Source organism: Flavobacterium sp. DW-iso2, from assembly GCF_058725285.1.
This window is the reverse complement of the sequence record NZ_JBZXDY010000008.1, coordinates 33,423-46,592: the sequence shown is the minus strand read 5'-3', so window position 1 is coordinate 46,592 and position 13,170 is coordinate 33,423. Positions and strand designations below refer to the sequence as shown.

At 34.6% G+C, this 13,170-nt stretch carries 12 protein-coding genes; 2 read left to right on the top strand and 10 right to left on the bottom strand.

Annotated elements, in window-relative coordinates:
* Nucleotides 1-82: 82 nt before the first annotated feature.
* From AC4PRO_RS07555 to AC4PRO_RS07535, 5 genes are all read right to left on the bottom strand, one after another.
* Complete coding sequence (locus AC4PRO_RS07555) at nt 83-1,894, bottom strand: hypothetical protein (protein WP_492116913.1); 1,812 nt, start codon at nt 1,892-1,894, stop codon at nt 83-85.
* 681 nt (nt 1,895-2,575) lie between these two features.
* Nucleotides 2,576-3,547, bottom strand: coding sequence for a transporter (locus tag AC4PRO_RS07550; protein ID WP_492116912.1), 972 nt, complete (start codon nt 3,545-3,547; stop codon nt 2,576-2,578).
* Between the two features lie 5 nt (nt 3,548-3,552).
* Nucleotides 3,553-4,590: a cytochrome-c peroxidase gene (locus tag AC4PRO_RS07545; protein ID WP_492116911.1), complete on the bottom strand. Its 1,038-nt coding sequence runs from the start codon at nt 4,588-4,590 to the stop codon at nt 3,553-3,555.
* A 144-nt stretch (nt 4,591-4,734) separates the two neighbouring features.
* Nucleotides 4,735-5,532 (bottom strand): MbnP family protein, encoded by a 798-nt coding sequence (locus AC4PRO_RS07540; RefSeq protein WP_492116910.1) that lies wholly within the window; start codon nt 5,530-5,532, stop codon nt 4,735-4,737.
* A 107-nt stretch (nt 5,533-5,639) separates the two neighbouring features.
* A complete protein-coding gene (locus AC4PRO_RS07535; RefSeq protein ID WP_492116909.1) occupies nt 5,640-6,035 on the bottom strand; it encodes a hypothetical protein in 396 nt (131 codons plus the stop codon).
* A gap of 103 nt (nt 6,036-6,138) precedes the next feature.
* Between AC4PRO_RS07535 and AC4PRO_RS07530 the strand changes: the two genes are divergently transcribed.
* Complete coding sequence (locus AC4PRO_RS07530) at nt 6,139-6,603, top strand: DUF4890 domain-containing protein (RefSeq protein ID WP_492116908.1); 465 nt, start codon at nt 6,139-6,141, stop codon at nt 6,601-6,603.
* A 36-nt stretch (nt 6,604-6,639) separates the two neighbouring features.
* On the opposite strand, the gene hemL is transcribed toward AC4PRO_RS07530, so the two are convergent.
* The 5 genes from hemL to AC4PRO_RS07505 form a co-directional block, all read right to left on the bottom strand.
* Nucleotides 6,640-7,926, bottom strand: coding sequence for a glutamate-1-semialdehyde 2,1-aminomutase (gene hemL, locus AC4PRO_RS07525; RefSeq protein ID WP_492116907.1), 1,287 nt, complete (start codon nt 7,924-7,926; stop codon nt 6,640-6,642).
* Nucleotides 7,927-7,978: 52 nt separating this feature from the next.
* A complete protein-coding gene (locus AC4PRO_RS07520) occupies nt 7,979-8,854 on the bottom strand; it encodes a glucosaminidase domain-containing protein (protein ID WP_492116906.1) in 876 nt (291 codons plus the stop codon).
* A complete protein-coding gene (locus AC4PRO_RS07515) occupies nt 8,847-9,752 on the bottom strand; it encodes a 1-aminocyclopropane-1-carboxylate deaminase/D-cysteine desulfhydrase (RefSeq protein WP_492116905.1) in 906 nt (301 codons plus the stop codon). The genes AC4PRO_RS07520 and AC4PRO_RS07515 overlap by 8 nt, the downstream gene beginning before the upstream one ends.
* Nucleotides 9,753-9,837: 85 nt before the next feature.
* Nucleotides 9,838-11,667: a DUF8693 domain-containing protein gene (locus AC4PRO_RS07510; protein ID WP_492116904.1), complete on the bottom strand. Its 1,830-nt coding sequence runs from the start codon at nt 11,665-11,667 to the stop codon at nt 9,838-9,840.
* A 410-nt stretch (nt 11,668-12,077) separates the two neighbouring features.
* Nucleotides 12,078-12,416 (bottom strand): hypothetical protein, encoded by a 339-nt coding sequence (locus tag AC4PRO_RS07505; protein ID WP_492116903.1) that lies wholly within the window; start codon nt 12,414-12,416, stop codon nt 12,078-12,080.
* Between the two features lie 466 nt (nt 12,417-12,882).
* Here AC4PRO_RS07505 and AC4PRO_RS07500 point away from each other — a divergent pair, with 466 nt between their 5' ends.
* Nucleotides 12,883-13,059 carry a C1orf53 family protein gene (locus AC4PRO_RS07500; protein WP_175460254.1) on the top strand — a complete coding sequence of 59 codons (177 nt, stop codon included), beginning with the start codon at nt 12,883-12,885 and terminating at the stop codon, nt 13,057-13,059.
* The last annotated feature ends 111 nt before the right edge of the window (nt 13,060-13,170 follow it).

Sequence of the window (13,170 nt, the reverse complement as noted above, 5' to 3'; positions counted from 1 at the left end):
TTGTTTTGATTATCTATATATCACAACATGACTTACGGAAAAGATAAAAAAGCGGCTTGAAATTTCAAGCCGCTTTTTCTATTTATACCACTTCCATTTCTGGAATTTTGACACTTAACAGCTCTTCTTTATATAAAGTAAGTAGATATTGATTCTTATCATTTTCAGAAGAAATAGTCGTTGAAAATAAGGTTCGATAGTAGTCAATTCCCTCTCCTAAATTCTTTTTGAATGCATTCCATTTTTTAATTTGACCCGCCGTAATCTCTTCAGATACTCCTTTGATTTCATTTTTTAGATAATCGATATACATCGTCAATTCTTTGACAAACATATTCGGCCGATTTGTTGTGGTCAATACGTCAGCATTCCCGTAAATGTGTTGCACCATTTTAGAAAGTGATACTTCCTGATCAAAATAAGCCATATTGGGTCCGGGACAAATAACAACCCCTTGCGCCTGCCCTTTGATTTTCATGTCATTCTCTAAATAAGAAGCATTGGCCAAGCCTACACAAAGACAAGATTTCTCGGTAATTTTGGTTTTTGCGTTTTCAAACATTTCTACTGTCAAAGTCTCTTTCTTACTATCCAATTCCTCCAATTTCAAATCCTGGAATTTCTTGGAAGCAGAACAGATTCCTTTTGCCCCATATTCTTTGCTTAACGCCAAAAATTTCTTCGGGCAGGAGCTTCCTGCGTTGCTTTCCTGAATTCTTTTTAGTTTCAATAGTTCATTAGTTGTGCCTTTCAAAGTATTAAAAGGAATTCCCAAAGGAGAAATATGACTCAAATACAAGTCTTCTTCTTTGGCTTTCGCCAATAACTTACGGGTCTCTTTATCAACCGAAGTCGCTTCAGGAACTAATAAAAAAGGTGAACCCCAACCCACAGAATCCACTTGATAGTAGTCCAACAAAAAGTCATGTTCTGCAGCTGTTCCTACCCCACCTTGAACAGTGATTTTTAATTCTAATGGATGCTCAGGAACATGTTTTCCTTTTTGCCCTAAGGCCTTCACCATTAGTTCGTGCGCCGATTGGATCAATTGGTCTTTTTTTTGTTTGAACTCTTCTAAAATAGGTCCCAAAAGATGCCCTTCGGTCGCAAAAGCGTGACCTCCGCAGTTCAGCCCTGATTCGATTCGGTATTCAGAAACCCAAAGTCCTTTTTTAGCCAAAAAATTCCCTTGAATCATAGCCGAACGGAAATCACTCACTTTGAGAATAATTTTCTTGTTTAATTTATTCTCAAAATCCGGGAAAAACACATCAAAATTTTCAAAATAGCTATACAATCTTGGATTCATCCCCGCAGAAAGTACCACCGAAGAAGTCAATGAACTGTTAGCAAAACCACGAAGAGAGGCATGGGCATCATTAAATTCCGTTGACAATTGCTCGTCTTTAATAAAATTGTCCTTGTCTACTTTAGTCATGATATTGACGTCAATCTCACCAGCTATCAGATTGTTTTCAAGAAAACTTTTGATATTGTCTTTAAAGGCAACACCTTCATCGATTAAATGCTGCAAGCCCAGTTTTATCTCAGACTTGTTAGGCAACATCGCGATGTAATTTTCTAAAGCTAATTTACTTTCAGCCAGTTCGTTTTTGAAATTTTCGAATTTATCTTTTACGATTTTGTCTACCAAATTCAAATAAGAAGTAATACGTTCCGCACGGTAATCCTGTATTTTTTGAGTTATTTCCTGGTAAGGCAAATTAAATTTAGTGCTGTAAAAGGCATTCATTTTTTCAATTAAATCATCATCTATAATCGAAATTACAGAGGAGATTCCATACTTCGCCACCCTAATCGGACTGTCAATCGTATATGCCAGTCCCATTACAGGGATATGAAAAGTATGTAAGGGTTTAGTTGTTGTTGTCATTCGTCAAATTTTATCTATTGTAATAGACCGCAAATTTCATAAATGCAAACCGTTAAAAAGCTGATAATTATCATTTTATTAAAGTAAAAAAGAGATGACTTTTGCGTTAGTATGCTAAAAATAAGCCAATGTCCCTTTACTAAACATCCAGTTAATTATGTCGATCGATGTTAATTTAATTTTCCCCAGAGTGCAGTCGCAACAAAAGATAAAAAAAAATGAAATCGCTTTTCATGAATGAGCAGCGGCTTATTTTTACTATCAAAATATTGACGGCGGTATGACTGTGCAACTCCAACATTAAAGCGAACGAATTCACACAAGATCATTTTTGTGATGGAGAAAGATTTAGCGAATCGCCCCTGTTCATTGATGGAAAGTGTCCTTCAATGCAGTTACAATTCTGGACAGCGACATTCTAAAATTATCAAAAAAGGATTTATCGTAAGATTGTGTTGAAAAAAAAGAAATCTTTTGTAAAATTAAGTCATGCTTTGGTGTCATAATATTGAGATAATACTTCTTCCTAAAAGAGAGATTGAATAATAATAATATCTAAAGTTAGAAAAATAGTACAATTACAATACTTATTCAAAAATACTTATAAACAAAAAAGCAATACCGATTCTATAGAATTAGTATTGCTTTTTTTATTTTAGAAACTAGGTAATCTCAAAATCCCTATAAAGTATAATTTAAGTTTACACTCAATCTATAATTAGCCTCTATATTGCCACTTGATAAATTTTGATTGATGGGAAGCATTGCATTAATTCCCAACGAAAGTTTGTCTTTTCCTACTTCAAGACCAAACTTGCTAAAAAGAATATCTCCAGCTGTATTTATAACCTTTTCACCATATTGCTTGTTCGTTTCATAGACTTCGCCTGCAAAACCAACTTGCGGAACCAGCTGTACCGTTTTCAAGTCTAAAAGATAGAAGAAAGTACTTCCGTAATTCAATTGGTTACCAAATTGGTACTTCTTAGAATTCTCTGTTTTGATGTTGTAATTTATCATACTATTCAGTCCTAAATTTTTTTTCTTGATCATATATTCGGTAACAAAAAGATAATCCCAGCTTCCGGTTCCCAATTGAAAACTTTGATTAACTGTACCTAAATTATTAGATTCTTCAAATTTTCCTGTGGGCATTTTCACACCACCGCCTATTTGTATATTATGAGTAAAAACAGCACTATCCTTTTGTGTCTTATACACAGAATAGGTTGCCATAAGGGTAATGTCCCCCAGACCGCTGATTTTTTCAGTTCCAGTAGTTAATTCTCTATTATGAAAATGATACGGAATCAAAGCGGCGATTTGAATTTTTTCGTTAACAGGAATTTTAGTCCAAATTTGAGTCGTATTAAAGTTTTCGTCAATCCATGGCGAATTAGCAAAAATCCCATCTCTACTAGAGTAACTTTGATTGAAGTATCGAATACCAATAAAGTTACTATTCAGCATCGAACTGAATCCCATACTTCCTCCGCTGGCAGAACATCCGCAAGCATCACAGTCAAAATCCATGGCGGCATCGAGTTGCATTTTCTGGAAAGTAAATCCAGAAATACTATCTTTTACAGGAGCAGCTTTAACAAATTGAATGGATAAAAAAGTAAGTAGGCTTATTATTATTGTATTTTTCATTGTAATTAAAATTCTGAAAATCGTTTATCAGTAAGATATTGATTGTCGGTTAATGTTTTTAGAAATGCTATTAGCTGTACTTTCTCCGTTTCAGAAAGTGCGATTCCCAATTTTCCATTTTGTTTTAAAATAGGATCTAATGTTGCTGAATCAACAACTCCAGAACTGTAGTGATTAAGCACTGCCTCGAGTGTTCCAAAACGACCATCATGCATATACGGTCCAGATACCTCAACATTACGCAAACTAGGTACTTTGAATTTGTAATAATCTTGTCCTTGTTGAGTTACTCTATAACGCCCAACATCATTGATTAATGGATTAATGGCAAGTCCGCTGTTTCTAAAAGCATCATCAGTCATCAGATCTGTTGCATGACAAGAAGCACATTTGGTATTAAATAGAGCATAACCAGCTGCTTCGTCACTAGTAAGCGTTCCTCCTGATTCATTGCGTCTGTAATGATCGAATTTTGAATTAGAAGAAGTCAGCATGACCATAAATTGAGAAAGTGCTTTGAGCATGTTCTCAATAGAAACGGTGCCGTCATCAAAAGAAGCTTTAAAGAGTTCACGGTAGCTTTTATCCCCTTTCATCATGGCAAGAATGGTATTTAAATTACCATTCATTTCTATTTCGCTAGTCAAAGGAATGATGGGTTGCAGGTCTAAATGTGACGAAGCTCCGTCATACATAAAAATACGTTGAAAAGCCATGTTTTGAATAGCGGGTGCATTTCTGGTTCCCAAGGCATTATCTACACCATGACTTACGGTGTGTCCATGATGGGTGAAGGCATTTTCTTGCAGGTGACAAAATCCACAAGATACTAGTCCGTCAGAAGCTAAACGACCATCATAAAATAGTTTTTTACCGAGCTCAAACCCTTTTTCTGTTGGAGGATTTATAGTAATATCATAGGCTAAATCCGGGAAATTTGAAGGCACTACAAAATTTAATGGTAGATTTACATAGGTGTCATCTTGATCAGAGCAACTAAATACTAACGGAACGAGTAGCCAAAGAAAATGTTTTATTTTCATGATTTGGAATTTTAAAAGAAGTACAAAAGTGATGGAATAGCCCCGGTTGCAGCGGCATCCTTTTTTTATTTTCAAAAAAAGATACAGCGAAAAACGGGACTCGACTTGTTTAAACCACCACTCCTGTCCTCCTAAAAAATGAAATTAATCGTTATGAACGTGGTCAACAGTAAACATAGTAGCTACGTTTTGAGTGACTAGAGGTAAGTTTGCACCTCCCATAATCATCGCGCCTGTTCCGTTAGGATTATTATCAGAAAGCTTGATTACATTGGTACTATTTAACACTTTAGACAAATCGGTAACGATATGAATTTGAGGCGTAATGTTACTTCTTACTAATGCTTTCGTCTTTAAATCAAGGCTAATCGTTGCGTAGTTATAATCTGTTCCTGTTTGTCCGGTATGTACTTTAAACGGTAAAGCAGTCCCTACGGTAGCTGATGTAAAAGTACCTTCAAAAGCTATAAATTTATATCCTGCTGACCAGCTCCACATCATTCCTTCTGCCTGTGCTTTTGCCAAGAAATCAGCTTGTCCTGTTGCTCCCAGCTCCCACTGCGCTTTATCTACTCCAACTCCAAAAGTTACTTTAGTATAGTTCGCCGCAGGCACATTTTTTAAGTCTAAAACATGACTAGTTGCAGTTGCTTCATCTACGATAAAATAGCTTTCGCTTTTAGGATACGTAAAAGTAGTTCCGTCTTCTTTAGTCAAAACTATATTACTGATGATGTATTTTATAGCGGTAATTTTAAGTACTTCATTACTGGCAGTTGTATTTGCTTGTGTTTCAAGAATTAAATCGTTTCCGTTGAAAGAGTTATCAAATTCTAAAGCCACAGTTCCCATTCCTGAAATTGCTTCGTCATCATTAGAACATGCGGTCAATGCAGCGCTCATAGCTAAAACAGCTACCGCCTTGTATAGTAAATTTTTCATTTCTTTAAGTGTAATTTCTTTTTTATAATTTTTTAAATAAGCTGCGCCAAAAGAACTCCTCATAGGCTTTGGCCAAAGGGAATCAGACGCAAAAAAATACGGTATTGTTAAGAAATGAAAATTGGTGGGTGAAAAACAAAAGAGCTGTCTAAATACGAATACAAATTAGCATAACTGCAATTTAATTCTTGGTTGGTCCCATTTTGAAAAAAGAGAAAATTAAAAGAAGTCGTTTCTGTAACAAAAAGATCTACAAATGGATTTGAACTTTGCTTTTTATCAGAAGAAATGGGTTTGTCATCTTCTGAAGCTTTTGCCAGTTCTTTCATCAAGTGACATTTTCCATTACATTTCAATTCAGGTTTATCTTTATTGATACAAAGTACTTTTGAAATATAATCATAATTGACGGCGTAGTCTATAACCGGAAAGATTGGCTTTAGAAATAAAACGAGAATAATTATGACTGCACACTTTTTCACTTTGCAAAGATAGATTTTCATTTTCAATTCTATGTGATAAATATCACTTTTACTAAACTTTTGTTAAGGATTAAACCTTAATCAGCTAAACGCATCTTATACATATAATCCTAAAACAATAGAAATGAAAAAATTAATTATTGCCGCATTATTGGTTGTTAGTATGACTAGTTTTGCACAAGACCGAAAAGACATGCCTAAAAGAGCAGAAATGGAAAAATTTACTCCTGAGCAACGAAACCAGCTGATGTTGAAAAAAATGACACTAGAACTGGACTTGAGCGCAAAACAGCAAGAACAGATGAAAAGTATCATTGCTGAACAAACTGCTAAACGAGAATCTCGCATGAAAGAGTGGAAAGCAAATAAAGATACCGATTCAAAACTTTCTTCAGACGAGCGTTTCGCAAGAAAAAGCCAAATGCTTGACGAGCAAATTGCCATGAAAGCCAAAATGAAAACTATCTTATCTGCTGATCAATTTGAAAAATGGGACGCTATGAAAAGTAAACACCACAAAAGAGGATCACACAGAATGCATAAAAAAATGGATCACAAAATGGATCACAAAAAAGAAATGCAGAAATAAAAAAAAACTTCCGGCTTTCGCCGGAAGTTTTTTTGTTTAAAAAGTTTTAGATACTTTATCAATCGCTCGAATCGTAAAGTCTAAATCTTCATAGGTGAGCGCATCCGTAATAAACCAAGTTTCATAAGCCGATGGCGCAATATAAATTCCCTCTTGCAGTAATCCGTGAAAGAATTTTTTGAACGTCTCATTGTCTCCATTTGCAGCAGTTTTAAAATCAACTACGGGAGTAGCGTCAAAATGTACTGAAATCATAGATCCAATTCTATTAATCGTGTAAACCACATTATTTGCTTTTAAAACGGCATCAATTCCTTTATGCAAATAAGCTGTTTTCTCCTCTAGTCTTTCAAAAATAGCCGCATCATTATTTAACGCCTGCAACATCGCAAGTCCCGCGGCCATCGCCAAAGGATTTCCTGATAAGGTTCCTGCTTGGTATACGGGTCCTAGTGGCGCGAGATAGTCCATTATTTCTGCACGAGCAGCGAAAGCACCTACGGGTAGCCCGCCACCAATTACTTTTCCGAAACAAATAATATCTGCATCAACATTCAATAATTCCTGCACTCCACCGCGTGCCAATCGGAATCCGGTCATCACCTCGTCAAAAATAAGTAGTATACCATTGTCGGTACAAAGTTGGCGCAAGCCTTCTAAGAAACCGTTATTCGGCGGGATACAACCCATATTTCCTGCAACTGGCTCCACTATTATAGTGGCGATTTCATTTTTATTGGCCTCAATTAAGATCTTTACGCTTTCTAAATCATTGTACTTCGCTAATAAAGTATCTTTAGCTGTTCCGGCAGTTACTCCAGGACTGTTAGGCGATCCAAAAGTTACTGCTCCACTCCCTGCCTGAATCAAAAACGAATCAGAATGTCCGTGGTAACAACCTGCAAATTTTATTATTTTATCTTTCTTTGTAAACCCACGAGCTAATCTTACCGCGCTCATGCAGGCTTCTGTACCTGAATTCACAAACCTGATTTTATCAATATTAGGCACCATCGAAACAGCCAAAGCTGCAATTTGTGTTTCCAATTCCGTTGGCATACCAAAAGAAGTACCCAACTTCGCTTTCTCAATTACGGCTTGTACCACCGGTTCAAAAGCATGACCTAAAATCATAGGACCCCAAGAATTAATATAATCAATTAAACGATTTCCATCTTCGTCGTACATATAAGCACCCTTGGCACGTTGCACAAAAATTGGAGTTCCCCCTACTGCTTTGAACGCTCTTACCGGCGAATTTACTCCTCCTGGAATTACCTTTTCTGCTTCAGCAAAAAGCTGACTACTTCTTTGATATAACATGTATAATTTTGATATTTTATTTAAATTATGCTTTTTTCGATTCTAGCTTCTATTATTTCACTTTCAATTTTTGTCCAATTGAAAGGGTATTGGCTGACAGATTATTGATTTGCTTTAATTCAGTAACCAATAAATTATATTTTTTTGATATCGAATACAAAGTATCTCCTTTTTGCACTTCATATAAAGACCTATTCTGATTATCAATAGCCGCTATTCTTGTACGTTGATTTTCAATTGGCACATACTCTTCACCCATAACAATGGCATCATACTGTCCCAAATGGTACCGTTCGATATAGGATATTAACTTGTCTGGGTATTTTGGATCAGTTGCATAACCAGCTCTTCTAAGTCCATTTGCCCATCCCTTATAGTCTACTTTTGACAACTTGAATAAACTTGCATACCTACTCCTACCTGTCAAAAATAAGGCATGATCATTAAACGACTCTGCAGGTTCATAATATTTTCTAAAACATTCCTGACTCGAATCATCATCATGTCTGACCGATTCTCCAGTCCAACCCTCATGGCATTTTATCCCAAAATGATTGTTGGCCCTAATGCATAAATCACCTTTTCCTGCTCCAGATTCCAATATTCCCTGAGCTAAAATAATACTTGCTGGGATTCCGTAAATTCTCATATTGCTCATAGCAATATCTTTATACTGAGAAATATACTTGCCTATCACATCAGTCCCAACGTACGTTACCGAGGTTGATTCTATTACTTCATCTTCCCCGTCAACTTGTTCTTGTTCTTTCTTTAGTATCGACTTGACTTCATTTGTCTTTTTGATTGCACGCGCCGCCACTTTTTTTGAACTTGAAGGCACCGCTTTTTTTGTCACTATCACAGGTTTTGTTACATTACAACTCAGTAAGGTAAGTAGTGTAAATACTAGTAGGATTTTTTTAAACATGGGCGTTTATTATTGATAATTGTTTCTTTCTTAATTTTGTATTCATCCCTTCGATTCCCTGAAGTCCACCAGTATGAACCAGCAAAATTTTTGATTCAGCCGGAAAATAATTCTTCTCTATCCTATCCATCACTCCAAAAACCATCTTTCCAGTATAAATAGGATCCAAAGGAATATTATTTTTTTCAAAAAATTGATTGATAAAAGCAACTAAATCCTGATTCACTTTACCATATCCACCAAAATGGTACTCGGTTATTAGCTCCCAATTTTCATCCGGAATCGTGGTTACAAAACTACGAATTTCATCTTTTAAAAAGTCCCCTTTTAAAGCAGGAAATCCTAAAACTTTTTGATGTGGCAATGCACTGTTAATAATTCCAGCTATAGTTCCCCCAGTTCCCACTGAACAACAAATGTAATTAAACTGTTCGTCTTCTTTGGTTAGAATTTCCTGGCAACCTTTTATTGCTAGTTCATTAGTACCGCCCTCTGGAATAAGGTAAAAGTCGCCGTATTGCTGCTTTAAGCTTTCCAAAAATGGAATCTCGCTTTTTAATCGGTAGTCTTCTCTTGAGACAAATTCGAATTGCATGCCACAGTCTTGGGCGAATTGCAAGGTTGGGTTAGTCGCTATTTTATCACGCAATTCATCCCCTCGAATAATCCCGATGGTTTTGAATCCATTTTCTTTTCCGGCAAATGCAACTGCGGCAATATGATTTGAATAAGCTCCACCAAAAGTGAGCAGCGTTTCCTGATTATTCTCTTTTGCCTGAAGCAAATTATACTTTAGCTTTCTAAACTTATTCCCTGAAATAAAAGGATGAATCAAATCTTCACGTTTGATAGTTACCGAAATCGAGTTTGGGAATTTTATAATGAGTCTTTGATTCAAACTGGGTAATTTTTCTCAAAGATAAAACTTAATATAATAAAAATGCAATCGATACCGATTGCATTTAAATTTCACGTCTTAAAAATTAGTTTTTTATGATTATTTTCTTTCCGATGTCAGGATTTTCAGTAGTAATTAATTTAACTATATAGATTCCGTCACTTAATCCAGCAGTTGAAAAACTGTAATCAGTATTAGATCCTAAATCTTTTTTAGTAAAAATCAACTTGCCCACTATATCATATAGATTACAAGCAACCAATTCTTTTTGTTTTGGATTGTTAATAGTTAAATTTTTGGTAGTATTATTTTGGTACATGATAAAATTTGAACTTTCAGCAGAATCAATTCCTAATGTCACTTCTTTCTTAAAAGTAATTTCAAATTGAGTATTATTAACTCCTTCTGGTAATGTTACATCGTAGAAACTATTTTTAATATCATGATAAACATCTAAAATTTTGTCATGTATATAAATATTTTCAGCGTCGGTAAAATTCAGAATTTGATTAACAGTGATTTTATAATTTGCTTCAGCAGTATTTTTAAACCCAATTGCAATTTTCTTATCGACATCAAAATTTAAAGCATTAATAACATATTCATTATCATCCAAAACAAAATAAATATCTGCAGGACCATCACTTGTTGAGATGGCATCCATTGCATGATCAACTCCGTCTGTTGCTTCTGGAATAAATGCTAAAGCAAGTTGACGTACACCTTGACTGTTAAGTAAAGTATTTAATCTGATTTGTGGCGTCGCTTCAACAATTATTTTTGTATAATCAAAACCCGAAACAGATTCAATACCAGATAAATAGATACTACTTTTATTCGTTTTAGAACTATTTAAGTTTTTTTCAAACTGTGAATTATTTACAGCACCTTCTTTAACAAATACTCTATAACTATTTTTCATATTAACAGTTCCATTAGCAGAACCGCCTATCATAAAACCCTGTCCTACAGGACTAAAACGCCTTTCATAATTTGCCCCCATTCCAGTTTGGGTAATTTGATTACCAGATCCATCATAAGAATAAAAGGTTGCAGGAACATAAATACCTACACTATTTAACGCACCTGGCGAAAAAGTCCCATATCCTCCTTTATAGTCGGCTATAAAATGTGAATTTACTGTTTTATCCTGTTCCCAGAAATAAGCGATACCTGTTGAATTAGTTGCATCGGTCAAAAAAGCAGAAAGATCAATTGCTGAAGGATAGGGATTTCCTGTCAAAGTTAATTTTTCAAATAAAACTGGAATCGAAATAGTACCGTCATTCGGTTTTCCCCTAAAATCATATCGCTGTTTGCTTCCTGGGTTATTTTGAACCCCATTTAAACTAGTAGCATTAGTTCCAGAACTACCTTTCATCGTAAAGCCTTCCGCGGCATTTATTGTAGAAGCAGCGCCTACATAAACCCAATTTGACGAAGCAATAGCGGGTAATTTCCAAATCCAATATGGAGCAATAGCAAAAGGCGAGGCCGTACCATTGTAATTATTTGTTGCCAAAATAGTTGGAGCATTACTTGTGGTTAAATCAACAATATCTTTAAGTTGGGTAACGCCAAATGGAGAGTTCCCAGCCGAGGCTATATTCCCACCTACTGGAGAACACCAATAATTGTACTGAAAGTTGTTAGTAGTTCCTTCTTGAAACACAGACAGGCTACCCTCTCCTTTGTTAGAACTTGTTCCTGAAGACCCTTGTAGCAATTGAGCATCATTCCTAAGATAAAAATTACTGGTTGCAGTATTCAATTCTAAATCCTGTTTTATAAAAACCGCGACATTACTGGAATAAACATAACTACCGTCACTGACATACATTTGACTTTGTACGGGCATTTGAAATAAAAACCCAGCAACTACCAAAAATGATTGTTTAAGTATTTTTGTATTCATATTTATTACATTTAATTGTTCGAAATCTAATTGTGCTTTGATAGTTCTAATCTACTCGTTTATAAAAAATTGTCCTACACTTATCCTAAAAGCCAGTAACTTATTTTTTATTACACTGAATCAAATATAAGATTAAAAATAAAAATTATATCGACAATAAGCATTTAAAATCGACAAACTACATATATTTTACTTAAATTAATATATTATCTTACAAATATTAAAAAACACATCGCGTCTAAAAGAATGCTAAAACTCATCGTATTGATTCAAATAATTATTTGACAATCGATCATTATACTCTCATTGATAATAATGAAATACAGATTTAAGTTGTAATGGAAAAGTAGTTTAAGATATGTTGTTGTTTGTAATTAGCTTTTGATAATTACACTCGATGGGGTGGGACCCTATTTATGTAGCAATAAATATTTCGCAAATCTTAGAAGAGATCTGCTTTTCAAATAGTCTAAATTTGTTTCGTTAGTATACGCTTCCCGCTCAAAACTAATATTTCTGTAGGCCAACTCTCTGTTTCTATACTGAACTAATCGAACAAGATACTCCAGAAAGTACCATATAAAAAAAGGAAGTATTAATAATTCTAACTGCTGGCGCAGGTGTATTTTTTCATGATTGAGAAAAACAAGGTTTTCTTTGTCCATATCCTGTCGTACGAAAATGAATGGAAAAGTGGTTAATCCACGAAAGCCTTTAGGTACTAAATATTTTGTAACGATCAGAAACATTAGAAAGTAGTTTATAATTTTTCAATTCTATACAAGCAAAGTACTAAAATAAATGGATGGTTTATAAAATACTTCACATAATTCCCTGAAAAGCAATTTTCGCTCTTTTTTAAAAATACAATAAACAAACCAATTACATGATTGATCCTAAAAATCTCTACTATAAATGATGAAGTTGTTTCTAAAAAATAATCTCCGAAAGAAAAAAAAGTTAAAACCACTCCTAACCAACTGTTTTTTTGTTTAAAAAAGTATCGTCTTGTGTAAAACTTATGGATCAGACTGGTTCCCGCAAAACTGAGAATAAGCAACACAATTAAATATTTAGCAACAACAAGAGAGATTCGTTATAAAAATTATAAATTTGTAATAATTAAGGAGTTCTTTTTAATGAAATATTCAATAATTTGAATAGGCGACTAAACCGGACCACCACAAATCTATTTACAACAGCATACTTTCAAACATGATTAACGAGAATGATCCAAATAAATTAATCGAAGGAGAAGATTTTTATTACACGCCAGAAGGTTATAGATGCTTTACTGAAAAGCATCACCTAAAAAGAGGGTATTGTTGCAAAAGCGGATGCCGTCATTGCCCCTATGGCTATGACAAAAAAACAGGTACAAACAAAAAGTAGTCATCTTTAGCTGCTGTTGTTATAAAATAAAAAAAACAAAATGGATATTTGTTCCCAGAAATTTAGAATCAAAATTCACAAATCCTATCATCGGTCGGATATTCGTTATCC